Here is a 25403-nt window from a genome sequence, read left to right as displayed (position 1 = left end):
TTGTAATAAGGCTCCTTTCTAGAACAGCGAAAAGGGGAGAGATAGGTGGGCAAAAAGGGATGGTTTCTGATCATAGCGATGCTGCTCGTTTTGACGACGGCATGTAGTGGAGCAGACGGTGGAGGCAATTCGGGCACAAGTGCAGACGGGAAAGTAAAGTTGCGGATCGCTTGGTGGGGATCGGATACGCGCCACGAATATACGCAGAAGGTTATCGATTTGTATAAGCAAAAAAATCCGAATGTGACGATTGATGTGGAATATGCCTCTTTTGATGACTACTGGAAGAAGCTCGCCCCGCAGGCGGCAGCAAACCAACTGCCGGATATCGTACAGATGGACATTTCGTATATTAGCCAATATGCGAAGAACGGCCAACTGGAGGATATGGCGCCTTACTTGAATCAGAAAATCCAAGTCGCTGATGTGAACGAAAATGTACTCAAAACCGGGATCATTGCCGGAAAGCAATATGGTATTCCAACAGGTGTCAATGTGTTGGGCTTCCAATATGATCCGGCATTGCTCAAAAAAGCGGGCATAGACAAAATTCCTGACGACTGGACATGGGATCAATACAAAGAGCTGGCTTTGAAGGCAGCCTCTAATAAAGTTTACTTTGACAGCTCAATGGCTGCGGATATTTTCTTCCACTACTATTTGCGGACACATGGAAAGTCTCTCTACAATACGGAAGGAACAGGATTGGGGTATGACGACGATAAGCTGTTTGTTGATTTCTTCGGCGGTTTAGCTGAGCTAATTAAAAAGGGGGCGACACCGACTCCTGAAGTCATGAACCAAACCAAGGGAATTCTTGAGGAATCGGATATCGTTAAAGGAACAGGCATCGGCATTTGGCAGTGGTCCAATCAATATGTGGGCTTACAACAGGTCGTTAATCGCCCAATGGCGCTTGCTCCGATGTTTGGACCGAATATGGAAAAAGGCGTGTATATGCAGCCTACAATGTACTGGGCAGTGGCTTCCCGTTCACAGGTGAAGGATGAGGCCGCTAAATTTATTGATTTCTGGATGAACGATGTAGAAGCGAATAAATTGATTAAAGGCGAACGCGGCGTACCGATTTCTGCCAAAATCAAAGAAGCTGTAGCGCCGGAGTTGAGCGAGGCAACGAAGCAGGTGTTTGAATTTGTGGCTTCCATGGAGCCTAAGGCTTCTCCAATGAGCCCGCCGCCGCCGGTTGGATCGCCAGAAGTGATTGCGACTCTGACCGATTATATTGAGCAAGTCAATTTCGGACAGATGACGCCTGAAGACGCAGCGGTCAAATTCCGGGCTGATGCGAATACCATCCTTGCGAATAACAAGCAGTAATAATGCAGGGTTGAAGGAACGTTTCGTTAGGTTAACCGTGCGTAGGGCCAAGCATGATTGCGCACGGTTGATCCGACGAACCCATCGCAGAGGCAACCTTTGTAAATATCACAATAAAATTCATATAACAACGATTAATAGATACATTTAAATTTGCTGATTTTTAAAATGCAACAGAAGGGAGGCTTGATGAGCTTGCGAAATCATCAGAGCTTGAAAGCCAATATGACCGGATATGCGTTTATCAGCCCGTTTATTGTGGGCTTTCTGGCATTTACATTAATTCCAATGTTTATTTCGCTGTATCTATCCTTTACCAGCTACAATCTGTTCACCCCGCCCAAATGGATTGGTCTGGGTAACTTCGAAAAAATGTTCACAGGCGATCCGAAATACTGGAATTCGATCCGAGTCACGTTTACGTATGTACTGGTCGGTGTACCGTTGCGACTGATTTTCGCGTTGTTTGTGGCGATGATTTTGAATACCAAGTCACGCATGGTGGGCACCTATCGGACGATGTACTATCTGCCTTCTATTATCGGGGGGAGCGTTGCAGTATCCATCATGTGGCGCAATATTTTCAGTAATGAGGGCATTGTTAACAGCTTGCTTTCGGCCTTGGGGGCAACCCCGGTGAAATGGTTTGGTGATCCGAATGCTTCGCTAATGATGCTAATCACCTTGTCTGTATGGCAATTTGGTTCATCCATGCTTATTTTTCTGGCAGGACTGAAAAACATTCCGCATGAAATGTACGAGGCATCCAGTGTAGATGGTGCTACGCCAGTACGGAAATTTTTCAGTATTACGCTGCCACTGCTGAGTCCGATTATTTTATTTAACTTGATAATGCAGACAATCAGTGCTTTTATGACCTTCGTCCCGGCCTATGTTATCTCCAAGGGTGAGGGCGGCCCAATGGATGGAACGATGCTGCATTCACTGTATCTGTTCCGGCAGGCGTTTATGTTCAGCAATATGGGATATGCGGCGGCTATGGCTTGGGTCATGCTTATTATGATTGCGATACTGACTGCGATTTTATTTATAACATCCAAATTTTGGGTATTTTATGAAACGGAAAAGGGGCGCTGATACCAATGGCATGGAAAACGTTCAAATGGCCAATTTATCACATTCTGGTTGCTGCACTGGCGCTCCTAATGCTGTATCCCGTGTTTTGGATGCTGTTCAGCTCATTTAAAGAAAGTCGGACGATATTCGTCACAGCCTCCTCACTTTTCCCTACAGAATGGATTTGGCAAAACTATGTAACAGGCTGGAAAGGCACAACTGGTTATAACTTCGGCACATATATTCTAAATTCGCTCACGATCGTAGTGATTTCAACGATTGGCGCTGTGCTTTCCTCCTCATTGATCGCATTTGGCTTCGCACGCTTGAAATTCAAAGGGCGTAACTTGTGGTTTGCTCTGATGATGGTGACGCTGATGCTGCCAGGGGATGTAGTGCTGGTACCGCAATATATCATTTTCACCAAGCTTGGATGGATCAATACAATCTTACCGTTGGTAGTACCATCCTTTTTCGGGATGCCGTTCTTCATCTTTCTGATGGTGCAGTTTATACGCACGATTCCAGCAGAGTTGGATGAAGCGGCGACGATTGATGGATGCGGCAAGTTCCGATTGTATTTTCGAATTATTTTACCCTTGCTCAAATCCTCGCTGGCAACGGCGGCCATCTTCTCATTCTACTGGAAGTGGGAGGATCTGTTAGGTCCGGTATTGTATCTGAACTCTCCAGAGAAATATACCGTATCGATTGCACTCAAAATGTTCCTCGATAGCGAGTCAGCCTCCAACTGGGGAGGAATGTTCGCGATGTCTATCTTAAGCCTGCTACCTGTTATCGCTGTATTCTTCGCCTTCCAAAAACAAATCGTAGAAGGAATGAGCACGAGTGGCCTGAAGGGTTAAGACCGAGGAGTGAGTAAAATGTGGAAGTTTGACTTTGGTCCGGGAGAGCCTGCGGATGGCTACAAGGCAGTGTCCCCGGATTGCATATATACAGCTGAACAGGGCTATGGCTTCGAGACTACAGAGCATGTGTACGGGCGACAAAGGCAGAAGCCAGCCAAGGATGCACGCACACGGCTGCGAAACAGCTTTTGTATTCCACTGAACGCTTCGTTTATTGCAGATGTGCCAGACGGGCTGTATCTCGTCACTATACTGGTCGGCGATCCACTGGCGGAAACGCTCACGCGATTCCAGGCTGGCGAAGGCAAGCATATGCTGCCCCCGGTACACACGCTGCCGGGCCAGTTCACGGAAGCGATGTTTACGGTGCCTGTCCGAGGCGGCAGACTGCGCCTCACCGTATCTGGCACTGCGCCACGGCTCAATGCTCTGGAAATTGCACCCGCACTGCAGAGTCTTCGGCTATTCCTAGCCGGAGACTCTACGGTTACGGATCAAGGGCTGTCCGGCTATCCTTATACAGGCTGGGGTCAGGCTTTGCCAGCCCTGTTCAAGCATGATGTCTGCGTGGATAATCACGCTGTATCGGGACGAAGCTCCAAAAGCTTCGTGGACGAGGGACGTCTGGACGCTATTTTGGGAGAAATGAAGACAGGAGACTTCCTGTTCATCCAGTTCGGTCATAATGATCAGAAGCCTGATCCGAAGCGGGCCACGGAGCCTTTTACGACCTACAAGGAGCATTTGCGCCTATATACCGACGGAGCGAGAAGCAAGGGCGGAACCCCGTTGCTGATTACGCCTGTACATCGTCGCTATTTTAACGAGGATGGTACGCTGTCCGATACACATGGCGACTATATAACGGCGGTTCGCGAGTTGGCGGAAGAAGCGAACGTGCCGCTCATTGATTTGTCTGCCCGCACGCAGGAGTTATATGAAGAGCTGGGCCCTGAAGAAAGCAAGGAGCTTTTTATGTGGCTGCTGCCTGGGGAATACATGAACTTTTCCGGCGGCCTGGAGGATAATACGCATTTTCATGAGAATGGTGCGATCCGGATTGCAAATATGGTGACGGCGGCTGTGAAGGAACTGGATTTGCAACCGCTGCGCATGTACTTACGTTGACGGATGACCTTTTTTGGAACAGGTGGCAAGGAGGGCAACTAACGTGAAGCTTACCAAAGGAGGAGACGTAGCAATGCCCGCATTGAGTTTTGATGAGGAACAGATTAAACAGGTGATTGGCCGTGTAGTGGAACGCACGTTTCAAATGCACTATAGCTGGGATTGGCCGGGTGGAGTAGCCTTTTATGGAGTATGCGAGGCCTATGAATCAACAGGCAATGAAAAGTATTTGACCAAGCTGAAAGAATGGGTTGACGAGAATATCGAGGATGGACTTCCGCCTCTGTCGGTAAACGGCGTTTCTATTGGACATTGTTTGTTGGCACTACATCAGGCTACAGGTGAGCAAAAATACCTGGATATCGCCATCGAGATGGCAGAATTTTTGACGAAAAAAGCTGAGCGGTTTGCCGATGGCATTTTCCAGCACACCGTGAATTCACTACATGATGTATTTCCGCAGCAAGCATGGGTGGATACGATGTTTATGGCCGGTTATTATCTGCTGCGGATCGGGCATTTGCTGGGCAACAAGACATATTGGGAGGATGGAATCCGGCAATATCACGGGCATGAAGAATTTTTGCAGGACCCGGATACGAATTTGTATTATCACGGCTGGGATCATGCGAACCAAAGCCGCATGTCGGGAATATACTGGGCGCGCGGCAATTCATGGGCAGCCCTCACGATGGCCAAGGCGCTGAAATGTGTGGAGGTGCAGCATCCATCCTATATGATCATTGACGGCTCGCTGCGTGACCAACTCAATGCACTAGTGCGGCTGCAATCCTCAGAAGGACTATGGCATACAGTGCTGAATGATGATACCTCTTATCTGGAAACCTCCGGCTCGGCAGGGATTGCGACTGCTTTGCTTATGCAGGGCCGATTGTTTAACAAATACACGCAAAAGGCGATCGACGGCATCCTTTCCCGCATTAAAGAGGACGGCACAGTGACTGGCGTATCCGCTGGAACTGCTGTAATGAACGATATAGATGGCTATCGCAACGTACCCTACAAACGCATTCAGGGATGGGGCCAAGGATTGACGCTTGCTTTTCTGGCTCAACTGCTGCGTACCAAAGAGAATCCGTACGGGTAAAAAAGGCTTTAGAGGTGTGAAGGTATTCATAGGTGAAAGGAGGCTAATGGCATGGGAGAACCTGAACAGTCTCAGGAAAAGGCGGCTAACCAGCCGCGAGGAAGTTTATTCTGGGTCATCCCCGATGGATATATTCCACCGGAAAGCCGGGGAGAGCTGCTCAGTCATGAGAGTATATGTGTGCTGAACTGTGGAAACCGTGCGGCAAAGCTGAGCATAGACATTTATTTTGAAGACCGTGAGCCGTTGGAGGGAATGATCGAGGTGGTGGAAGGAAGACGAACCCGCCATATCCGAACAGCCTCGCTGGAAAAGTCCGGCGAACGGATTCCGCCAGGTATTCCTTACGCAATTACGGTCACTAGCGATGTGCCTATCATTGTACAATATAGTAGACTGGACACGACACAGCCGGAGCTGGCGTTAATGAGTGTTATGGCGTACCCGGTCTAGTGCGCAAAAAACTATGAAGTTAAAAACTCCAGGCTGGAATGACCCAGCTTGGAGTTTTCTTGTTTTGAAGGCAAATTAACACCTGTCTGCTTTTAGCCCATTATTGTGATTTAGCCGAAGTTGTTTTGATCGGCGTGAAGCTTTTTCTTCCTCCGAAATTGGTGCCCACCACACCGATAATGATCACCACAGCACCAATAATGTGATAGTAGGCAAGCTGTTCCTTCAAAATATAAGCACCCGCTATCATGGAAATAAGGGTGGATAGATTACCGATCACACTCATTTTGGAGGCTTCGATCCACTTCAAGGCAAAGCTGGATAACAGCGAGGTGACGAGGGTAGATAGTATGCCCAGATAGGCCAGTGCCATCCAATAATCAGGCTTTACCAGCGGCGCAGTATAAGCGCTCATGGAACCGTCTATGGCATGATACCCCAAGGCCGCCAAGTTAAAAACGATACATCCCAAAATGGAGGTAACGTAGGTCAGTTCCATTGGACTGTACTTTTGTGTTAATGGACGAGCCAGCACGTTATAGCCAGATAGGCATATAGCAGAGAGCACGAGCAGAAAAATACCGCCAAAGCTATTGGAAGCTAACGGTGCTCCGCTCTTCATCACAAATATAAAAACGACACCAAAGACAGATAGCAGTAAGGATATCTTTTGAAGCACTGTTGTGCGCTCTTTAAGAAAATAGGAGGCTAGCAGAAGCGTAAAGATTGGAACGGTAGCTTGAATAATTCCGCCCTCCGATGAAGAAGTACTCATTAGCCCGAACGCTTGCAAGGGGAAAAACAGTAAAGGTGAAAGCAGCGCCAATGGTAAAATGTGCAGCATATCACGCAACTTGATATTGATTTTGATCCAACCAAGCAGTACTGGAATGGTCAAAGCGATTAATGACAACGCAAAACGGTGGGCGATCACATCCAGCGGGCTTGCCTCTGTCACCGTCAATTTTACAAATAAAAATGAAAAGCCAAGTATAGCTGCATAGCTGAGAGCTGCCAGATAGGCGACCCCATTTCCGGAACGACTGTGCATAATAAACCCCCGTAATCATGATCTCAACTTGTGGTTCTCTCAATATAACCGGATAGCATAATCAGATACAATTCATAAAATCTGCAACTGTACGGGTACAGTTGTGAAATGAAAAAGAGCCAGAACGCAGTCCCAGAGGTCGGATACCCGTCCCTAAGATTACTTCCAGCTCTCATCCTATTCATATTTTATCGCTTACTGCTCTGCTTATTTACCTTGTGACATCGCACGGAACGAATCGTCCGCCGCTTCCAGCGTGGCATCCACATCTTCGTCCGTATGCGCTGTTGTGAGGAACCAGGCTTCGAACTTGGATGGAGCCAGATGAATACCGCGATCCAGCATGTGGCGGAAGAAGGATGCGAACGCTTCGCTATCCGTATCCTGCGCCTGCGCGTAATTCGTGATCGGATGATCACAGAAATGCGTCGAGAACGCTCCACGAATGCGGTTGATCGTCAATGGCACGCCATAACGATCAGCGGAAGACTGAATACCGTCCGTCAGTCTCACAGCCAGACGTTCCATCTCTTCATACACGCCTTCCCCTTGAAGAACTTCAAGGCAGGCGATGCCTGACGAGATCGAAGCCGGGTTGCCCGCCATTGTACCTGCCTGATAGGCTGGGCCGAGTGGGGCAACCTGCTCCATGATCTGCTTGCTACCGCCGTATGCACCAATCGGCAGACCGCCGCCCATGATTTTGCCCAGTGCGGTCAAATCCGGCTGAATCGCATCATGGTTGTCCAAACCTGCATACGTTTGGGTTGAGCCGTAGTGGAAGCGGAAGGCGGTAATGACCTCGTCATAAATGACGAGGGAGCCATTCGCCCGCGCCATCGAGCACAGCCCTTCCAGATAACCCGGCTGCGGCATCACCATGCCGAAATTACCGACAATCGGCTCTACCATGACTGCCGCAACATCGTCGCTCCAGCGCTCCAAAGCTTGGCGCAACGCGTCAAGGTCATTGAATGGCACAGTAATGACCTCGCTCGCAATGTTGGTTGTAATGCCTGCGCTGTCAGGTATGCCCAGTGTGGAAGGGCCGGAGCCTGCGGCTACAAGTACCAGATCCGAGTGACCGTGGTAGCAACCGGCAAATTTGATGATCTTGTTCCTCCCAGTATAGGCCCGTGCCACACGAATCGTCGTCATGACCGCTTCTGTGCCGGAATTCACAAACCGAACTTTATCCATAGAAGGAATGGCCTCTTTTAGCATCTTGGCCAGTTTGATTTCCAAGGCCGTCGAGGTTCCATACAATACGCCATTCGCTGCCGCTTCGCTGATGGCCTTGGTAATATGGGGGTGAGCATGTCCGGTAATAATAGGGCCGTAGGCCGCCAAATAGTCGATATACTTATTGCCATCCTCGTCCCAGAAATGAGCACCTTGGGCGCGTTTCATAAATACTGGAGCGCCGCCGCCTACAGCTTTAAAGGAGCGTGAAGGGCTGTTAACGCCCCCGACAATATGCTCCAGGGCTTCTTTATATAGTGCTTCGGAGTTATCCCGTTTCATCATCAAAACTTCCTTTCCGTTCATTAAAATAGGGTATACACACGCCAAAGGGCAGCGTTCACGGCTGCCCCTGCATACATCATTATAGCTCTTTTTGTCCTGTCTTTGTTGTTGATTGTGTGGAAGCATCCTCATTACTGGTTTTACTGCCCCTGTAAAGGAGGCTTTATCCGTCTTGGAAGACGATGCACTATCTGGCTGTTTCGTTTCGTTCTGATCCTTATTTTGTTCCTGTGTTTGTGTGGGAGGATTATTAAATATATCCTGCACATATGATTTCAGTTCTTCGGGATCGCGGACGGTAAGAACTGCCGCGCCGCCCACATTTTCTTCTCCAAGCAGCTTCATCGGTGGAACCTGTTCGCTACCTGCAAAGCTGCTTTGGTACCCTACATTCGCCAGCTTCCACATATCGTTAACACTGAGATTTGTATCAATGTACGGGTTAACCTGCTCTAAAATGCTTGGCAGATTAGCAATGGAAGTCGTGGTCTGCATTTTCTGGGCTACGGCCTCCAAAAATGCCCGTTGCCGTCCGGAACGGGAGAAGTCGGACATGGCATCATGGCGGAACCGCACATATTGAAGCGCCGTGTTGCCGTCCAGATGCTGCATACCCTTTTTCAAATCAATATCGTATTCATGCTTATCCGCATTACTTGTATAATGCATATCCTTTTCCACTTCAAAATCAATGCCGCCTACAGCGTCTACCAGTTTGATAAAGCCTTGGAAATCCGTATACACATAATATTGCACTGGGATGCCCAATAGATCGCCAGCCGTCTTCATGGCCGTATTGGGGCCATGAGTAATGGCAGTATTGATTCGATTTTTTCCGTAGCCGGGAATATCCACGTACGTATCACGCAAAATAGAGAACAAGTGGATTTTTTTCTTCACGGGGTCCAGTGATACGACCATCATGCTATCCGATCGGGGGACTTCCCCTTTCTGGATGCCACGGCCATCGACACCCATCAGCAAAATGTTGACCATATCGGTACCTTCCCACTTGGGCGGTTCTGGTGTACGAACCTGATCGACCTGCTTTACATTTTTGAAGGGGGAGTTAGCACCCTCTTTATGCAGATTATCCAGCTGATTATAAATGGATGTAAAATAGTACACGGCAAAGCCGACAATCGCGACGATTACCACGGCTAGAACCGACCATATCGTCCTTTTGGTTCTGCTTGTCATGGATGCTCTCCCTTTCGCTTTTCAGTTCATTACATTATAATTTCTTTTTGGAGCACAATCAATTTAACTATGGATTTTACAAATCCTGATTGAGAGGTATAGCATGCTAGCAATTGATGTGCAGGATCTGCGCAAAACATTTAAGGTTCAAAAAAACCGCGAGGGCTTAAAAGGTGCCTTCCTTGATTTATTCGCCCGCGAATACAACGAGGTGGCTGCGGTCAAAGATATATCCTTCCGTATTCCGCAAGGGGAAATATGCGGTTATATTGGTGAGAACGGGGCCGGAAAGTCCACCACGATTAAGATGTTGACAGGTATTCTCGTGCCGACATCGGGACATCTCAAGGTGGGAGGATATGTCCCTTATGAGGATCGCGAGAAATTTGTAGGTAACATTGGCGTTGTTTTCGGTCAGCGCAGCCAGCTTTGGTGGGACATCGGTGTGATCGAGTCTTTTCAACTGCTGCGCAAAGTATATCAGGTTCCGGCCACAGACTTCAAACGTAGGCTGGATGAGCTGGTAGAGAGGCTGCAATTGCAGGATCTGCTAAGTCGCCCGGTACGCAAGCTTAGCCTTGGACAACGGATGCGTTGTGAGTTGGTAGCTGCTTTGCTGCACAATCCGTCCATTGTTTTTCTGGACGAGCCGACCATTGGACTTGATATTATGGTGAAGTCCGAAATTCGCGAGTTTTTGAAGGACATGAACCGTGAACACGGGACCACTATTTTGCTGACAACCCATGATTTGCAGGATATTGAAGCGCTGTGCTCGCGCGTCATTATGTTGGATGATGGGAATATCATTTATGATGGTGGACTGGATGATCTCAAGGATCGTTGGGGGACAGGAAGGGAAGTACGGTTTCAATTTGGTACGACGACACAGCTGGAGCAATTGCAGGCATGGACAGCCGATATGCCGCTGACGTGGACCATGGATAACGATTTGGCTGCCAAGGTGTGGATTCCTCTTCATATTAATGTATCGGATGTACTAGCTAACGTAGTTGGTCGCACGGACATTACGGATATCAAAATCATTGAAACCAACACGGATGATATCGTCCGCAGTATCTATCAGTCTGGCTCGGCAGAACGCCAGGGCAATCCGATAGTGGAGGCCAAAGTTCATGCTTAGCGTATATACCGATTTTATTCGTATTCGATTCCTCACCATGCTTGCTTATCGTGTGAACTATTATTCAGGCATACTTATTTATTCCATGAATATTGGCGTGTATTATTTCACATACAAAGCGATATATGGTGATGCGGGTAGTATTGGAGGCTTTACTGCTGCTCAGATGACAACCTATGTAGCCGTATCGTGGATGGCGAGAGCCTTTTATTTTAACAATCTGGATCGCGAAATATCGACGGATATTCGGGATGGAAGCATTGCTATTCAGATGATCCGACCTTATAACTATGTACTTGTTAAGTTTATGCAGGGACTCGGTGAGGGGATGTTTCGCTTCCTCTTGTTTATGATTCCGGGCATGGCGATTGCGATGCTGCTGTTTCCCGTGAAGCTTCCTAGTGACCCGGTAGCCTGGATTGGTTTTCTGGTCATGCTGTTTTTCAGCTTTCTGATTAATACTCAGATTAATATCATTACAGGATTGACGGCCTTTTTTATTGAAAATAATGAGGGCATGATGCGCATGAAGCGCGTAGTCGTAGACCTGTTCTCGGGGTTGATCTTGCCAATCAGTTTGTTTCCGGGCTGGCTGGCGACAGTTTCCCAATGGATGCCGTTTCAGGCAATTACTTATTTGCCGGGCTCTGTATTTACGGGACGTGTAAAAGGCGTTGGCATCTGGAATGTGCTGGGTATCCAAATCATTTGGCTGGTCGTTCTGTTCGTGCCGATGATCATCATTTGGCGGCTGGCGCGCAGACGTCTGTTCGTGCAGGGAGGGTAAGCCGATGATGTACTATTTGGGTCTCATTAGCGAATATTTGAAAAATTACATGAAATCACGGCTCACCTATCGTGCCGATTTTTGGGTAGAAGTCATTTCGGATCTGCTCTTTCAGGCCACGAATCTTATTTTTATTTTAGTTATTTTTATGCATACGAACAGCTTGGGTGGCTGGAGTGAAAGCGAAGTTGTGTTCGTTTACGGATTTTTTATGGTTCCTTATGGACTGTTCAGTTGTTTCGTTAACCTTTGGAACTTTAGCGAGCGTTATATTGTAAAAGGTGAACTCGACCGGGTAATGACCCGTCCTGCGTATAATCTGTTCCAGATTTTCCTTGAAAATGTGGACCCGCCCGCGCTGGTCGGCTCAGTGATCGGCCTGATTATTATGGGGATCAGCGGCGCACAGATGGATTTGGCTATGGAGTGGTGGTTCGTACCGGCGCTGATCGTTTTGAGTCTAAGTGCCGTGGCGATCTATACGGGTATATACACCATATTGACTTCTCTTTCATTCTTTTCGGATGCGCCCACAGGAATTATTCCGCTCATGTACAATATTCAGGGCTACGGACGTTATCCGGTAACGATCTATAACCGTGCCATTCAGGTTGTGCTGACTTGGATACTGCCTTTTGCTTTTGTTGGCGTATATCCGGCTTCTCTATTCCTTCAACGAGAGGACATGCGCCATATGGCGCTCTTAACTCCTGTGATGGGAATTGTTTTTCTGACATTGGGCTTACTGGCTTGGAACTGGGGGATTCGGCGTTACCGGGGGGCTGGCTCATAGGGTGGATGATATAAGAACCCCTACAAGATAGGAGATGATAAGATGTCCACGACATTGACCGTTATTGGACAAGCTGCACCAGACTTTGAATTGCCTGGTAGTGAGGGCAAGAGTGTCAAGCTGTCGGATTATCGCGGCAGTAGAGTATTGTTGTATTTTTATCCCAAGGACTTAACCTCTAGCTGCTCGACCCAGGCTTGTGATTTTCGGGATAAACATGCGGAGTTTGAAGGTTTGAACACCGTGATTCTGGGCATAAGCCCCGATCCACTTAAGCAGCATGACAAGTTTATTGCCAAGTACGGTCTACCTTTTCAGTTGTTATCTGATGAAGAGCATCAGGTGGCTGAAACATATGGTGTATGGCAGCAAAAACAGATGTACGGCAAGCAGTACATGGGCATTGTTCGCTCTACGTTCCTTATTGATGAGAATGGCATTTTAGTTCATGAATGGCGCAGTTTAAGAGTAAAAGGGCATATTGATGCAGCACTGGCATACATTCAGGACATGGCATAAGTTATGAAAAAAACCTTTTGGAATCGGGCTATGCTTTTTTAAGCATCGGTTTCAAAAGGTTTTTGTTAGTTTTTCGGCCCGTTTTGTCGATGCTTCCACTTTTGCCGACAGAGGTAAACAACCCACAAAAGAAGCGGGATGAACAAGCCGTTCGTATAATGCCAGGCAGCCATCGGATAAACAAGAGTTCTTACATAATAAAACACATTTGGGGTTATCAAAATGGTCATACCAAACACAATCGCTCCTGCGGGTATGACGAATGGACGACTATTAGAAATTCGGAACAACTGGGGGGTTCCAAAAGTGAAGGCATAGAAGAAAAGAACTCCCTTGAAATAGGCAGCCAGTGCCCAGATTAAAGCAACAAGCGATTCAACGCGTGTAATATAGTTCAGTTCATTAATTTTTGTCGTGAGTACAGAAGAAATGTATGGACTGTAGTGGGTCACAAAGGGCCCAATCACAAGAAGGGAGAGCAGCAGAAACAGGCTAATCACGATTCCTCCTATAAGGGAAGCGAACAATATGTCCTTTTTAAAATGGTCTTTTTTGTTTACATAAGGAAAAACCATGAGCATAATAGACATTCCGGCAAAAGGCATTGCCGCGCCTGGTACCATTCCTTTAGCAACAGGAGCCAGCCCATTTTCCAAAACAGGCCGTATATTAGAAAGCTGAACTTGTGGCAGGAGTGCAAGGATCAGACCAGAGAAAATTAATATATATGCTGGTAATAGCATCTCGCTAACCCGACCGAAAGCTTCAATTCCCATTAGCGCAGTAAGCACCATTAAGAATATTCCCATAGCGAGTAGAACACGCAGAGGGGTGTGTACTAATAACTGTGTAGTCAGAAAATCGCCTACCTCTCTCGCAATAAGAGCGGTGTTCATTAAAAAATAAAACAGATACCAGCAGGAGACAACGGTTCCTAAGATGGGTCCCAAAATTTTGCGAATCGCTTCAATAAGTGTAAGGTTAGGGTAGAGCTCATGAACGCGAATAAGCACGTAAATAATGATTAAGCCCAGCGGGATGGACAGCATGGAGCTGATCCAGGCGTCCTGAAGAGCAATATGTGTAATCATAGTCGGATAGATTAAGAGCATATCCCCGATTAAACTCATAAACATCAGGACAGTCACTTGCCGAACGCTAATACGTGCTTTTTTTGACATGTGGCTGTCTCCTTTCTAAAAACCAAATACCTGTGACACAAAAGCGTTAACAGGGTTGTAGATGATTTCAATCAAAATCAGCGGGCTTGGCGTAACCTCTGATTTGGCAGCAAGAATACTAAGCCATGTGCCTATTCCGAGCATAATGATATACACGAACATATCTTTAAAGCGATGCTTTTGATACAAACCTGGCAAATCCTTGGCAGCAATGGCTAAACCGATACAGATAATAACAGTGGTGATTAGCACGGTGAATGCTCCTTCCGTTAAAGGGTGTGGATCAACTGGGTTCCAGGCTGTGGCGGCCTTTCGATCTTAACTTGTATACGATAAGCAGCAGCGAAGGAAAGACAACAGAATCCGTCAAATCCCAATAAATCCAGGCGTTGACGATCGTATCCAGATAGTAAGTAATATTAGGCGCCGACACGATAATCAGACCAAACAGGATCATGAAGCTAGGACCAAGAAAGGTCCGAACATTATTTAATCGCAGTAGTTGAGTCATTCCTAAGGTAAAGGCATAGAAGTGTAAAATGGTTTTAACAAAAGTAGTGATAATCCAGGCAGTACTCATCATGGATTCAATTCTCTGCAGGAAATTTCCTATGTTGATTTTTTTAGATAACGTATAAGAGGTATACACACTATGTTCGGTTACAAAAGGGCCCAGCACCATGAGAGAAACCAGGAGTAGTACGCTTAACAGAATGCTGGCCGTAAGTCCTGAGAGTAAAACTGATTTTTTTAGACCCGGTTGTTTGCTCACATAGGGAAAAATCATGAGTAAAAAAGCTAGTTCACCGAATGGGTAGGAGAGCGCAAATAGGCTGCCCTCCATAATTTTAGGAATACCTTGCTCCATCATAGGCTTAAGCTGCTGACTGTCACATTGGGGAAGCAAGCATAGGATTAAAAACAAAGCGAAAGCCAAGCATAATGGAAATAAGATTTGAGCCGTACGCGCAATTGGTTCCAATCCCATATACATCCCCCACACCAGCACAAGGATTAAAAGTAAATTGATAACGGGAAGAGGTGTCATCACATAGGTCTGGTTGTTCATAAAATCTCCGACTTCTCTTAAATAAATCGCTGAATTCATCATTAAATGGAACAAATACCATATGGAGATGAGGGCGCCTAGCCACGGACCCAAAATGCGCTGGCAGAGCTGAACAAAGGTGAGATCAGGATACAGCTGATGTACCCGCAGGAATAGCAGTAGTACAGCCAGTCCTGCAGGGATGCTAAGTAATGAGCTGATCCAGGCATCCTGCTTGGATATGCTAGTAATGAGGGAGGGATACACCAATACACAGTCTCCGATAATACTCAAAAATACGAGTACGGCTATATTTGTAATGCTGATACGCCCTTTCTCCTCCACCAAGCTCACTCCTTCATTTCTTTTTGGAACGATTCAAACAAGGAACCAATTTTTTTGATCGTAGTTTTTGCCTTATATTCAATTTGTAAGTCCAAAAATGGATTTTCTTTTTCTTCTTTTAGTCGTTTCCAAAGCTCAGGTTTGGACTGGTGGATCAGCTGACCAAAGCCGAAAATGTCTGACTTAAACTCCCGTCGAACAGTCTCGACGGAATGCTTCAAAATTTCAACGATTTTTTCATTGCTTGCGGCCTCAATTTCTTTAATATCAGCCATACTGCTTAACTTCATATGCTTACAGTTGACCTCTCGTACTGTGCTGTCGTTGGTAACGGATATGGAGATAACAGGTTCTCCATCGCGAATGATCACTTTTTTTTGGGTGTTGCTGCTTAAGGTCAATAAGGCAATGTTACCCCCTCCCTGACAGTCGGCGTGTCCTGTAGTTGATTCCACTGTATTCCGAATGTAATTGAACCCTTTGCTGTCTTGTCCGTTGATCCAGCCCAATAAGCGGTCTTTTTTTAATACACCGATGCCAGAGAATCTTAATATGGTTTCAGGAGATATGCTTTTATTGTCATCTTCACCTTTCTCAACGGACGAATCTACATTACCGACAGCTTCCAGTGCGGGCAGAGTGGACTGGATGTCAGGATTAGCCAAGTCACTAATCAGTTGATCCATGGTTACTTTGGTGGCAGGAGCCCAAGTTTTAGTTAACGTATCCAACGAAGCAAACATTTTATTGGCAGGCAACTTTTCCAGTGAGGTGGGGATATTTAACATCGTTGAGGCCTTGTTGTTTTTGGCTATCGCAATATAAAAGTCGCTTCTGGTAAAAGGTTCTCGCATCAAGGCTTCAATCGCATCAGATATTCCTTTTCTCGCATAATCCTCGCCTAAAATCAGCATACGAATATGGGATAAATAGATGGATCGCGGGCTTGTATCCGTCATTTTTTGAATAGCCTCTTGTATCGTGGGCGCAGTGGCCTGATAAGTAACCACCGGAGAGCCTCCACTTGTTGCAGATTTGGAAGCTACTGCCGAAGGAATAACCACCTGAGCCGTCACCTGATACTGGTCACCTTCCATATCCACTCCGATCCCAATAGCGATGCCCAGCTCGTTTAATTCTTTGCGATCCCAGCAACCACCTAATAGTAATACAATCAGTCCCCAGACGAAGAACAAATGTATGGTCTGCTTCATGGCTGATCCCTTCTGGTTTTCGATTTATTGCCAATCCGTCTTCTTTTCGTTTTTTGGCGAATCGTATTTTGGATAGAGATGGATTGAGGCCGTGTCTTCATGCGAGGCCAAGGTAGGCGAAACAGCGTATCTTTTATATCGCTTTCCACATAGGGACCGAACGGGCTCATATAAGATACTCCGAAGGATCGCAGACTGGTCAAATGCAGTAAAAGTACGATTACCCCCATCAATATTCCAAGAAGCCCGAAGGCTGCAGCTAGCATCATTAAGGCAAAGCGGGCAATACGAACCGCAATGGAAAGACCGTTTTCCGGAATAACATAGCTGGAGATCGCTGTAATGGATACAACAATAACCATAGCCGCCGAGACCACTCCTGCATCCACGGCTGCTTGTCCAATGACCAGTGTACCTACGATGGATACGGCCTGTCCGACAGTCTTGGGAATTCGAACTCCTGCTTCACGCAAAATTTCATAAGTTATTTCCATGAGCATCGCCTCGACAAAAGCCGGAAACGGTACGCCTTCCCTTTGTGCAGCGAGACTGACCAATAAGTTTGTAGGTATCATCTCTTGATGAAAGGTAGTTACCGCAATATAAACTGCTGGCGCAAGCATAGCGATAAAAAAGGAAAAGAAACGCAGCAAACGCAACAACGTGCTGATATCAGCACGCTGGTAATAATCCTCCGGTGACTGGAAAAATTGCACAAATAGTGCGGGAATCAACAGAACAAAGGGTGTCCCGTCCACCAAGATAGCAATTCGGCCTTCCAGCAGGCTGGCAGCGACTGAATCCGGACGCTCGCTGTTATAAATGGTGGGGAACAGGGTGAAGGTTTCATCCTGAATTTCCTCCTCGATGTAACCCCCTTCCAGAATTCCGTCAATATCAATTCGGTCCAAACGTTCTCTCAGTTCCTGAATAACTCCTTCGTCAGCGATGCCTTTGACATACATTACAGCCACGTTGGTGTGGGTGACTTGCCCGATCTGTCTTGTTTCCATCCACAGGCGCGGATCGCGGATTCGTCTGCGAATCAGAGCAGTATTAGTACGCAAATTTTCGGTAAAAGCCTCCATTGGACCCCGTACGACACTTTGGGATTGGGGCTCGCTAACACTGCGATCCTCCCAACCGACAGCATCAATCCATATGCCCTTTGCGTATCCGTCCAGCAAAATGATAATACCGCCGGATAGCATCTGGTTGAATAAGGCATCCATTTCATCCACACTACCCGAGTTACCTGCAATCAAAATTTGATCCTTCAAATAGTCGAATGGTTCTGTGCCTTCCGGTACATGATGTTCGTTTACGCGCATTAATGAACGCAGGACGGAATCATGAAGTAATTGAGTGTTGACCAGACCATCGATATAAAACAGAGCCGCTGGCCATTTCTGCATCCATAATAGCTCTTTAATGATTACATCTACGCTGTTCCCAAAGGAGCTCTCGATATGATTTACATTATCTTTCAAGTTAGAGGACACATGAGTAAGTGGACAACTTTTATTCGGATTCGGCATACGTAAAATCCTCCGATATTGGAGTTTGTTGGCTTAGTATGCTCTGAAAATATGAATTTATGCTTGGCCCCATTGTATTTACAGGGTCGATTGTTGGGTATGCTGACGACGTAGAGCCAAGGTATCATCGGATTGTCTATGTTTGGAGTAAGGGGAGCGCCCGAGATGATGGAGCCGCGAATGGTGGGCTCGGCTGGAAGAGCGGGGGATGTAGTAATACCTTTCGTGATTTCGATATATTATGCAAGGGCCTGTAGTCATAAGGCGGCAGGAGTGTGACTATTCCGTGTCATCCTTGTTGCTGGTTTTTACCGATTTTTTGGATTTGTATAGTGATCCAAACAGGAAGCTTCTCCACCGATATATAAAATACAGCAGGATGATGAACCCAACGACAGCTGCGATTCGTAGTGCGTATAGCTCAACCAAATGGAAAATGGCATCCCATTGCGGACCAAACAGCTTGCCAATGCTTAGAAAGAGGACGACCCAGAATAATGCACCGCTGTAAGCATACAAGACAAATTTACGGAAAGAAAGAGCTATAATTCCAGCAAAATAGCCAGTAAAATGGCGGACACCTGGGATGAAATATCCAAGGAAAATAAGCCAGTATCCATAACGTTGAAACCACTTTTGTGTTTTCTGAAGCTTGTCCGGCGATAACAAAACCCATTTGCCGTACTTCTGAATAAAGGGGAGTCCAGCCCATTTTCCGATAAAGTAGGTAATGGTCATACCGATGGTTGTGCCCAAAAACGCTAGCAGCACCAACTTGCTGAAATCCAGGGTACCGGCATAGGAAAGATATCCCGCATAAGCCATCGTGGTTTCCCCGGGAAAAGGCAAGGCAATAAATTCCAGCAGCAAGCCGAAAAAAAGGACGCCGTATCCATATTCTTCGAACAATTGCGCGATCCACTTCAGCACATCCATTGTGTACACTCCTACGGACAGATTAAGTAATTTAGAATCAATTTATTTTATCAATCTTTTCATGACCACTCAACTATGGTTGATTTCTTGACGTGTTGTTTTATCGTTGCGTATAATGAAACGAACAATTGAGGGAGGCACGGTAATGAATAAGCCTAATGAAATCGTTGTAGTTCTCGATTTTGGAGGACAATACAACCAGTTAATTGCAAGAAGAATTCGGGATCTCGGCGTATATAGCGAGCTCCTTCCATACAATACGCCTGCGGAGAAGCTGAGAGAGCTGGCGCCGAAAGGGATTGTTTTCTCAGGCGGACCTTCCAGCGTATATACAGACAATGCTCCTCAGGTGGATCGGGCAATTTATGATCTTGGCATCCCTATCTTTGGTATTTGTTATGGCATGCAACTGATGGCTCATCAACTGGACGGTAAGGTAGAACGTGCGGGCAAGCGTGAATATGGCAAAGCAGACGTGCAATTCAATGAGGGCGCTCGGTTGACTAAAGGACTGGATTCCCGTCAAACCGTGTGGATGAGCCATGGCGATCACGTTACAGATCTGCCAACCGGCTTTACACTGGATGCGGGAACAGAGAGTGCGCCGATTGCTGCGATGAGTAATCTGGAACGGAATCTGTATGCAGTACAATTCCATCCAGAGGTACGTCATTCTGTTCAAGGTAATGAGATGATTAGCAACTTCCTGTATGAAGTGTGCGGCTGTGAAGGCAACTGGACCATGGAATCGTTCATTGAAGAGCAAATCCGTGAAATCCGTCAGCAAGTAGGCGACAAGAAAGTACTGTGCGCTTTAAGTGGCGGCGTAGATTCTTCCGTTGTAGCCATGCTTATTCACAGAGCGATCGGCGACCAATTGACATGTATGTTCATTGATCATGGACTGCTGCGCAAGGGTGAAGCCGAAAGTGTAATGGAGACGTTCGTTGGTAAATTTGATATGAAAGTTGTCAAAATTGATGCACGTGAACGTTTCCTGTCCAAACTGGCAGGAGTGGATGATCCGGAACAAAAACGTAAAATCATCGGTAACGAGTTTATTTACGTCTTTGAAGAAGAATCAGCTAAATTCGATGATTTTGACTTCCTGGCACAAGGCACGTTGTACACAGATATTGTAGAGAGCGGAACAGCAACGGCGCAAACCATCAAGTCGCACCATAACGTAGGCGGTTTACCGGAAGACATGAAATTCAAACTGATCGAGCCACTGAATGCTTTGTTCAAGGATGAAGTGCGTAAAGTCGGCGAAGAATGCGGACTTCCGGCCGAAATTGTATGGCGTCAGCCATTCCCAGGTCCGGGTCTTGCCATCCGTGTATTGGGCGAAGTAACAGAGGACAAGCTCAAGATTGTACGTGATTCTGACTTTATTTTGCGCGAGGAGATTGCCAAAGCGGGTCTGGATCGGGAAATTTGGCAATACTTCACCGCTCTGCCGAATATGAAGAGCGTTGGCGTTATGGGCGATGCCCGTACGTATTCCTACACTGTAGGTATTCGCGCAGTAACCTCGATCGACGGCATGACCGCTGACTGGGCACGTATCCCTTGGGACGTATTGGAAAAAATATCCGTTCGTATCGTCAACGAAGTGGACAACGTCAATCGTATCGTGTACGACGTAACGTCCAAACCACCAGCAACAATCGAGTGGGAATAAGCGTGGAGACTCCCGCATCTTAACCACGAACCCTTTGAGATTCACCAATACAACATCAGGCTCCTCCGCATCGGCGAACTATCGCTATGCGGTTGGAGTCTTTTTTACGGGGGCAAGATCGAACCTTTGCTCGGGAAAGTTTACTACACGGCAACCTCAATTGGGTTTTAGCTAAAGGCGAATAGTATTGCCTCATGCTACGAAGATATAAATTCATTTGTTGTTACAAAAACGGAATATGAAGACTGAAAAAAGGAGATATTATTCAATGGTAATGTCTCCTTTTTTTATATGATTTTATTTGCTTTAAGCTATAGATAGCTTAAAGCAAGTATGGAATTAAACGTTTATTTTTTCATGTCATCCTCTAATGGTGTCATGTTTTGATACTAATATATTTTATAATTTATCTAGATTAGAGTGTTACATATCCCATTTCATTAAACGCTATTCTAAGGAGAATAAAGACATGAGAAAATTATTTTTGTCGTCCTCATTTAAGGATGTTGCACCATGCTTAGTCCATTTCGCCGATGAAAACTTGGAAGGAAAAAAAGTCACTTTCATCCCAACCGCAAGTATTCCAGAGAAAGTTAAGTTTTATGTGAATACAGGGAAAAAAGCATTAGAGAATTTAGGATTAGTCGTGGATGAAATCGAAATCAGCACAGCAACATTGAATGAAATAGAAAGTAAAATTAGAGAAAATGACTATATTTATATTACCGGAGGCAACACATTTTATTTACTTCAAGAGCTAAGAAGAAGCGGGGCTGACAAAATCATTGCTGAAGAAGTTAATGCAGGGAAGTTGTATATAGGCGAATCGGCAGGTTCGATGATTTTATCATCGAATATCGAGTATGTCCGACTTATGGACAATGTGCAGGAGGCGTCTGCTTTGGATTCTTTTGCTGCGCTCGGAATAATTGAATTCTATCCAGTCCCCCACCATACGAACATCCCGTTTAAAAAAGCGGTGGAGAACATCATTGAGGAATATGGCAGCCAATTAAATTTATATCCAATCAGCAACGCGGAATTTATTTTGGTTGAAGGTGATAGTATAAAAGTCGAGAATGCATGACTTTATTAAATAAAGGAGAATTTCAACTGATTAATATTATAAAGAACCTTCAATTCCACATCTATCTTGATATTGAAGGTTCTTTATAATAAATCTACCTTACCATACAATCTTTTTGCCGGTTGCAGCCGATTCCTCAATGCGGTCCAGTAGCTGATGTAGGTTTAGTGCATGGTTGAAATCGGGGGCGAGACGGGTGCTCGTCAAAATATCCTCGGCAAATACATGATGGGCCTTGGCTACATTCAGGGTTACTCCTTCTTTGGGAAAGTCTAAGCAGCCATCAGGTTCAGCAGCTATGCGTATGGGTTCAAAAAAGCCATTAGGAATATAACTTTGATGACTTCCCTGATCATATACAAGTTTTTCAAGCGTCAGATTCCCAAATTGAACATGTCCAAGCGAAGGATTCTGGCTCAAACGCAAACTGCCCTTTTTCCCCTGAATCTCTAGCTCAAACTTAGAATTCACCCCGCCCTGAATGTGAACCGATACCGGAGTTCCTTTTTCTAACAGCCCGTGAATCAGAATTTGATCGGCTGTATCCTTGGCAATGATTTCACCCGTTTCCTGAATAATGGCTTCGTTATAACGGGATGCTGTGACAGCCGATAGCTCGCGGAATTCACCAACGATGTATTGCAGTGCATCCAAAGAGTGTCCCCCGTTAATGGTTAGTAGGTTGGCACCACTGGCTCTATTCAGCAAGTATGCCGTATCCTGATCTGTTCGTCCTCCTTTGCCAGAAGTAGCTACTTGCATATGACAGGATACAATTTCACCAATTGTCCCGTCTTCCACCAGCTTTTTCATCGTTTGAACCTCAAAATCCTGCCGTGCCTGCAAGCCGACGGTATGATGAATGCCCGCCAGTTCCGCCGCCTTAGCCATTTCAGCAGCTTCCGCAGTGTTGGCTCCCAGAGGCCACTCACAGAAAATATGCTTCTCCTCATGGATAGCCGCCATTACGGCCTCGTGATGATGGGGAACTTTTATGCTCACCACGACCATGTCCACTTCCCTTGAAGCTGCGAGCTTTTTCGCATCGTCAAAAGCTAATGACGCCCCCACGCCTTTTGCACTTTTTCGTGCACTCTCCATACGGGAAGTGCCGATGGCTGTGATATCCAAGCTTGGGTGCTTGAGCAAAGCCGGAATATGTGTTTGGCTGGCCCATTTGTTATTCATCGAACCTCCTATGATACCTGCACGAATCTTCTGTTGTACCATGTGCCATCCCTCCTGATTTTAAAATGTGGGTAGTAAATACCGCTCAAGCCCAATATAATACACTTAACTCATAAAGAATAATGTTTGTTAATGATATAGATATCATTTTATTTGATGGGAGATGAAATGGTGGATATTCAGAATATGCAGGCATTTGTTTCAGTGGCGGAACTTAGAAGTCTAACAGAAGCTGCCCAGAAGCTGAATCATCTGCAATCGAATATGACAGCAAAAATAAAGAAGCTGGAGGCCTATTACGGCACAGCGTTATTTTACCGAAAGCCTCGTGGTATGGAACTGACACCCGCAGGCGAAATTCTATATGCTCAGTACAAGCAAATTTTACTGCTATGGCAAGACACGGAGATGAAAATGAGACCCCAGGAGGAAAAATTGCGTGTCGGCACAATGCAGTCCATTGTAGCAGGCGAAACAACAAGGGCGCTAACGAAGGTATATGAGATGTACCCGCAGGCTTCGGTGACATTAAAAACCGGAACTACCACGGAAATGGAGCAATTCATCCTCGACGGCGAGCTTGATATTGCTTTTGTTACAGGATATCCTACCAACCCATATATTCATTATCAAAAAATATGCCGTGAAGAGCTTGTGCTGGTGGGGAAAGGTATACACGAAGGCTCGGATCTCCAACAGGTACTGCAAGGAGCTTCTATTATCATATTGTCGGATAGCTGCCTGTACCTCACGCATTTAGAGAAGATGTATCAGGACATGCAATTGACCCATGGGGAGGTTGTCGAGGTTGGAATATTTGATACGATGGTAGAATTCGCTCTGATGGGAATGGGAATTACCCTTATGTCCAAAAAGCTGGCGCGACAATTTAAAGTAACGTCTTATTTACCGGTTCCTTCAATTTTTGGCTACATGGATACATATTTAATATCCCGCCCCAATCACGAAATGACAGCAATTGAACATAAATTTATCGAAATCAACAATACGATCTAATAGAGTAGGAAAGACATCGAATGACCTTAACTATAAATTCTAGAATGCTCAGACTATTCGTTTAGCTTGAGCATCTTTTTGGGATTGTAGGATTTGTCTATAGACTTGTCTCAGGACTTGTTTATTTTTAGTGAGGGTGTATAATGCTTGATGAATCAATTGATGGGTCAAGTATTAGGAGGAGGGTATGTCATCAAACATTGCTCTGAAAAAAGCCAGCTATTTTATCGAATGCATCTTTTGTGTAAAGAAATGAATAACGCTTTTGAAACACAGCTAAAAACCAGCTTCACCAAGGTCGAAATTTTGTATCATATTAATCATCGTCAGGAATTAAGTCAGCTGGAGCTTCAACATCTGCTCGTTCTGGATGGTGCAGCAGTGACCCGGCATCTGAAAAGGCTGGAGGAGGAAGGTCTGATTTTACGAAGTAAAAAAGAGCAGGATAAGCGTGTAACCTATATACGTTTAACCGAATTAGGAATTCAAGAGCTGCAAGTTTTGACAGAGCAAAGACAAGCCTTTCAAGAAAAGTTTCTCTATAAGTTTGCAGATGAGGAAATTGTGGCTTTAACAGATGCACTACAGCGTATGTCTAGCAATGTGAAGAATATGTGAAATGTGCGAGGACAAAATGATTTTGGAGGCCACTCCATGAAGATTTTAGAAGAATATTTTTATTACTACGATTTAGCAAAAGATGATCAAGTAAGTAGAGAACGATTAATCAGCTGAAGAAGCTGATACCTATCAAACCAGATGGGCAGTGTGCGGTAAAAAGGCAACAGGCGAAGTTTATACACTTACTGGAGTGGACAAAGCCCGACTGGATGCAGAAGGGAAGATCGTTTATCTGGAAAATATACCGGATACAGCTGATGCTTTTGATAAGTACAAAAATATCTGATTATTCTAAATGATAACCCGCCAGCTGTATAATAGCTCGCGGGTTATCTGTTTTCCGAACAATACATATGTGTTTAATTTGTAACATTCGTTTTTTCTGTTGACAAGCCGTAGGCGAGAGCCTAAAATAACGGATGTAATATAGCGTATATAAAGGCGAATATTACAGCAAGTGAACGACAACAATACGAGTATGCTTTGCGTAGGAGGAATTACGACTCATGGAGCGTTTCTTTAAATTAAAGGAACATGGCACAAACGTCCG

At 45.7% G+C, this 25403-nt stretch carries 25 protein-coding genes and 1 pseudogene (1 of these 26 cut by a window edge); 16 read left to right on the top strand and 10 right to left on the bottom strand.

Annotated elements, in window-relative coordinates:
- Nucleotides 1–45 precede the first annotated feature (45 nt).
- The 6 genes from BN1546_RS07440 to BN1546_RS07415 all read left to right on the top strand — a co-directional run bounded on the left by BN1546_RS07440 (nucleotide 46) and on the right by BN1546_RS07415 (nucleotide 5973).
- Nucleotides 46–1338 carry an ABC transporter substrate-binding protein gene (locus tag BN1546_RS07440; RefSeq protein WP_013369433.1) on the top strand — a complete coding sequence of 431 codons (1293 nt, stop codon included), beginning with the start codon at nucleotides 46–48 and terminating at the stop codon, nucleotides 1336–1338.
- 189 nt (nucleotides 1339–1527) lie between these two features.
- Nucleotides 1528–2436, top strand: a complete 909-nt coding sequence (locus tag BN1546_RS07435) for a carbohydrate ABC transporter permease (RefSeq protein WP_058831218.1) — start codon at nucleotides 1528–1530, stop codon at nucleotides 2434–2436.
- A gap of 5 nt (nucleotides 2437–2441) precedes the next feature.
- Nucleotides 2442–3281, top strand: a complete 840-nt coding sequence (locus tag BN1546_RS07430; RefSeq protein ID WP_013369435.1) for a carbohydrate ABC transporter permease — start codon at nucleotides 2442–2444, stop codon at nucleotides 3279–3281.
- 18 nt (nucleotides 3282–3299) lie between these two features.
- Nucleotides 3300–4412, top strand: coding sequence for a rhamnogalacturonan acetylesterase (locus tag BN1546_RS07425; protein ID WP_090736889.1), 1113 nt, complete (start codon nucleotides 3300–3302; stop codon nucleotides 4410–4412).
- Nucleotides 4413–4485: 73 nt separating this feature from the next.
- Complete coding sequence (locus tag BN1546_RS07420) at nucleotides 4486–5520, top strand: glycoside hydrolase family 88/105 protein (RefSeq protein WP_090739139.1); 1035 nt, start codon at nucleotides 4486–4488, stop codon at nucleotides 5518–5520.
- 51 nt (nucleotides 5521–5571) lie between these two features.
- On the top strand, nucleotides 5572–5973 hold the full coding sequence (locus BN1546_RS07415) for a sensory rhodopsin transducer (RefSeq protein WP_017428426.1): 402 nt from the start codon (nucleotides 5572–5574) through the stop codon (nucleotides 5971–5973).
- 100 nt (nucleotides 5974–6073) lie between these two features.
- Here the strand turns inward: BN1546_RS07415 and BN1546_RS07410 are convergent, their stop codons facing one another.
- From BN1546_RS07410 to BN1546_RS27770, 3 genes and pseudogenes are all read right to left on the bottom strand, one after another.
- Nucleotides 6074–7024, bottom strand: coding sequence for a DMT family transporter (locus tag BN1546_RS07410; RefSeq protein ID WP_090736887.1), 951 nt, complete (start codon nucleotides 7022–7024; stop codon nucleotides 6074–6076).
- A gap of 207 nt (nucleotides 7025–7231) precedes the next feature.
- Nucleotides 7232–8548: a glutamate-1-semialdehyde 2,1-aminomutase gene (locus tag BN1546_RS07405; RefSeq protein WP_017428424.1), complete on the bottom strand. Its 1317-nt coding sequence runs from the start codon at nucleotides 8546–8548 to the stop codon at nucleotides 7232–7234.
- Between the two features lie 552 nt (nucleotides 8549–9100).
- Nucleotides 9101–9472: pseudogene (locus BN1546_RS27770) on the bottom strand (LCP family protein); the annotation flags it as partial.
- A gap of 382 nt (nucleotides 9473–9854) precedes the next feature.
- Between BN1546_RS27770 and BN1546_RS07395 the strand changes: the two are divergent.
- Genes BN1546_RS07395 through bcp form a run of 4 tightly spaced genes read left to right on the top strand, consistent with a single transcriptional unit; the run spans nucleotide 9855 to nucleotide 12994 of the window.
- Nucleotides 9855–10895, top strand: coding sequence for an ABC transporter ATP-binding protein (locus tag BN1546_RS07395; protein WP_013369442.1), 1041 nt, complete (start codon nucleotides 9855–9857; stop codon nucleotides 10893–10895).
- A complete protein-coding gene (locus tag BN1546_RS07390; protein WP_090736885.1) occupies nucleotides 10888–11682 on the top strand; it encodes an ABC transporter permease in 795 nt (264 codons plus the stop codon). The genes BN1546_RS07395 and BN1546_RS07390 overlap by 8 nt, the downstream gene beginning before the upstream one ends.
- A gap of 4 nt (nucleotides 11683–11686) precedes the next feature.
- A complete protein-coding gene (locus tag BN1546_RS07385; RefSeq protein WP_013369444.1) occupies nucleotides 11687–12475 on the top strand; it encodes an ABC transporter permease in 789 nt (262 codons plus the stop codon).
- Nucleotides 12476–12517: 42 nt separating this feature from the next.
- The gene (gene bcp, locus BN1546_RS07380) at nucleotides 12518–12994 is read left to right on the top strand and encodes a thioredoxin-dependent thiol peroxidase (protein ID WP_090736883.1); all 477 of its coding nucleotides are present in this window, start codon (nucleotides 12518–12520) and stop codon (nucleotides 12992–12994) included.
- A 65-nt stretch (nucleotides 12995–13059) separates the two neighbouring features.
- Here bcp and BN1546_RS07375 read toward each other — a convergent pair whose 3' ends face one another.
- The 6 genes from BN1546_RS07375 to BN1546_RS07350 form a co-directional block, all read right to left on the bottom strand.
- A complete protein-coding gene (locus BN1546_RS07375; RefSeq protein ID WP_090736881.1) occupies nucleotides 13060–14175 on the bottom strand; it encodes a GerAB/ArcD/ProY family transporter in 1116 nt (371 codons plus the stop codon).
- 15 nt (nucleotides 14176–14190) lie between these two features.
- Nucleotides 14191–14427: a hypothetical protein gene (locus tag BN1546_RS07370; RefSeq protein ID WP_058831212.1), complete on the bottom strand. Its 237-nt coding sequence runs from the start codon at nucleotides 14425–14427 to the stop codon at nucleotides 14191–14193.
- Nucleotides 14428–14458: 31 nt separating this feature from the next.
- On the bottom strand, nucleotides 14459–15568 hold the full coding sequence (locus BN1546_RS07365; RefSeq protein WP_058831211.1) for a GerAB/ArcD/ProY family transporter: 1110 nt from the start codon (nucleotides 15566–15568) through the stop codon (nucleotides 14459–14461).
- 5 nt (nucleotides 15569–15573) lie between these two features.
- On the bottom strand, nucleotides 15574–16782 hold the full coding sequence (locus BN1546_RS07360; protein WP_058831210.1) for a Ger(x)C family spore germination protein: 1209 nt from the start codon (nucleotides 16780–16782) through the stop codon (nucleotides 15574–15576).
- Nucleotides 16779–18320, bottom strand: coding sequence for a spore germination protein (locus BN1546_RS07355; RefSeq protein WP_090736879.1), 1542 nt, complete (start codon nucleotides 18318–18320; stop codon nucleotides 16779–16781). Before BN1546_RS07355 ends, BN1546_RS07360 begins: the two co-directional genes overlap by 4 nt.
- A 279-nt stretch (nucleotides 18321–18599) precedes the next feature.
- Complete coding sequence (locus BN1546_RS07350; protein ID WP_025677511.1) at nucleotides 18600–19256, bottom strand: DedA family protein; 657 nt, start codon at nucleotides 19254–19256, stop codon at nucleotides 18600–18602.
- A gap of 145 nt (nucleotides 19257–19401) precedes the next feature.
- Here BN1546_RS07350 and guaA point away from each other — a divergent pair, with 145 nt between their 5' ends.
- Together guaA and BN1546_RS07340 are read left to right on the top strand one after the other, a co-directional pair.
- A complete protein-coding gene (gene guaA, locus BN1546_RS07345) occupies nucleotides 19402–20940 on the top strand; it encodes a glutamine-hydrolyzing GMP synthase (RefSeq protein WP_013369453.1) in 1539 nt (512 codons plus the stop codon).
- Nucleotides 20941–21409: 469 nt separating this feature from the next.
- A complete protein-coding gene (locus tag BN1546_RS07340) occupies nucleotides 21410–22027 on the top strand; it encodes a Type 1 glutamine amidotransferase-like domain-containing protein (RefSeq protein ID WP_090736877.1) in 618 nt (205 codons plus the stop codon).
- 99 nt (nucleotides 22028–22126) lie between these two features.
- Here the strand turns inward: BN1546_RS07340 and BN1546_RS07335 are convergent, their stop codons facing one another.
- Nucleotides 22127–23257 carry a Gfo/Idh/MocA family protein gene (locus BN1546_RS07335; RefSeq protein ID WP_090736875.1) on the bottom strand — a complete coding sequence of 377 codons (1131 nt, stop codon included), beginning with the start codon at nucleotides 23255–23257 and terminating at the stop codon, nucleotides 22127–22129.
- A gap of 129 nt (nucleotides 23258–23386) precedes the next feature.
- Between BN1546_RS07335 and BN1546_RS07330 the strand changes: the two genes are divergently transcribed.
- The 4 genes from BN1546_RS07330 to BN1546_RS07315 all read left to right on the top strand — a co-directional run.
- A complete protein-coding gene (locus tag BN1546_RS07330; RefSeq protein ID WP_025677517.1) occupies nucleotides 23387–24232 on the top strand; it encodes a LysR family transcriptional regulator in 846 nt (281 codons plus the stop codon).
- 147 nt (nucleotides 24233–24379) lie between these two features.
- On the top strand, nucleotides 24380–24850 hold the full coding sequence (locus BN1546_RS07325; RefSeq protein WP_090736873.1) for a MarR family winged helix-turn-helix transcriptional regulator: 471 nt from the start codon (nucleotides 24380–24382) through the stop codon (nucleotides 24848–24850).
- 148 nt (nucleotides 24851–24998) lie between these two features.
- The gene (locus tag BN1546_RS27765; protein ID WP_230493830.1) at nucleotides 24999–25139 is read left to right on the top strand and encodes a hypothetical protein; all 141 of its coding nucleotides are present in this window, start codon (nucleotides 24999–25001) and stop codon (nucleotides 25137–25139) included.
- Nucleotides 25140–25359: 220 nt separating this feature from the next.
- Nucleotides 25360–25403, top strand: the start of a protein-coding gene (locus BN1546_RS07315) for an NCS2 family permease (protein WP_013369458.1). It continues 1327 nt past the right edge of the window; 44 of the gene's 1371 nt are visible here — the first part of the coding sequence; the start codon lies at nucleotides 25360–25362; the stop codon falls past the right edge of the window.

The sequence above is a fragment of the Paenibacillus sp. Mc5Re-14 genome, assembly GCF_001049835.1.
Classification (GTDB): domain Bacteria; phylum Bacillota; class Bacilli; order Paenibacillales; family Paenibacillaceae; genus Paenibacillus; species Paenibacillus polymyxa_C.
The sequence above is the reverse complement of the archived record's forward strand: the minus strand, read 5'-3'. Positions and strand labels throughout refer to the sequence as shown.

Excerpts from the sequence above, each read along its gene's own strand:
- BN1546_RS07435 (WP_058831218.1), top strand. The coding sequence starts at position 1,528 with ATGAGCTTGCGAAATCATCAGAGCTTGAAAGCCAATATGACCGGATAT.
- BN1546_RS07430 (WP_013369435.1), top strand. The coding sequence starts at position 2,442 with ATGGCATGGAAAACGTTCAAATGGCCAATTTATCACATTCTGGTTGCT.
- BN1546_RS07425 (WP_090736889.1), top strand. The coding sequence starts at position 3,300 with ATGTGGAAGTTTGACTTTGGTCCGGGAGAGCCTGCGGATGGCTACAAG.
- BN1546_RS07420 (WP_090739139.1), top strand. The coding sequence starts at position 4,486 with ATGCCCGCATTGAGTTTTGATGAGGAACAGATTAAACAGGTGATTGGC.
- BN1546_RS07415 (WP_017428426.1), top strand. The coding sequence starts at position 5,572 with ATGGGAGAACCTGAACAGTCTCAGGAAAAGGCGGCTAACCAGCCGCGA.
- BN1546_RS07410 (WP_090736887.1), bottom strand. The coding sequence starts at position 7,024 with ATGCACAGTCGTTCCGGAAATGGGGTCGCCTATCTGGCAGCTCTCAGC.
- BN1546_RS07405 (WP_017428424.1), bottom strand. The coding sequence starts at position 8,548 with ATGAAACGGGATAACTCCGAAGCACTATATAAAGAAGCCCTGGAGCAT.
- BN1546_RS07395 (WP_013369442.1), top strand. The coding sequence starts at position 9,855 with ATGCTAGCAATTGATGTGCAGGATCTGCGCAAAACATTTAAGGTTCAA.
- BN1546_RS07390 (WP_090736885.1), top strand. The coding sequence starts at position 10,888 with ATGCTTAGCGTATATACCGATTTTATTCGTATTCGATTCCTCACCATG.
- BN1546_RS07385 (WP_013369444.1), top strand. The coding sequence starts at position 11,687 with ATGATGTACTATTTGGGTCTCATTAGCGAATATTTGAAAAATTACATG.
- bcp (WP_090736883.1), top strand. The coding sequence starts at position 12,518 with ATGTCCACGACATTGACCGTTATTGGACAAGCTGCACCAGACTTTGAA.
- BN1546_RS07375 (WP_090736881.1), bottom strand. The coding sequence starts at position 14,175 with ATGTCAAAAAAAGCACGTATTAGCGTTCGGCAAGTGACTGTCCTGATG.
- BN1546_RS07360 (WP_058831210.1), bottom strand. The coding sequence starts at position 16,782 with ATGAAGCAGACCATACATTTGTTCTTCGTCTGGGGACTGATTGTATTA.
- BN1546_RS07355 (WP_090736879.1), bottom strand. The coding sequence starts at position 18,320 with ATGCCGAATCCGAATAAAAGTTGTCCACTTACTCATGTGTCCTCTAAC.
- BN1546_RS07350 (WP_025677511.1), bottom strand. The coding sequence starts at position 19,256 with ATGGATGTGCTGAAGTGGATCGCGCAATTGTTCGAAGAATATGGATAC.
- guaA (WP_013369453.1), top strand. The coding sequence starts at position 19,402 with ATGAATAAGCCTAATGAAATCGTTGTAGTTCTCGATTTTGGAGGACAA.
- BN1546_RS07340 (WP_090736877.1), top strand. The coding sequence starts at position 21,410 with ATGAGAAAATTATTTTTGTCGTCCTCATTTAAGGATGTTGCACCATGC.
- BN1546_RS07335 (WP_090736875.1), bottom strand. The coding sequence starts at position 23,257 with ATGGTACAACAGAAGATTCGTGCAGGTATCATAGGAGGTTCGATGAAT.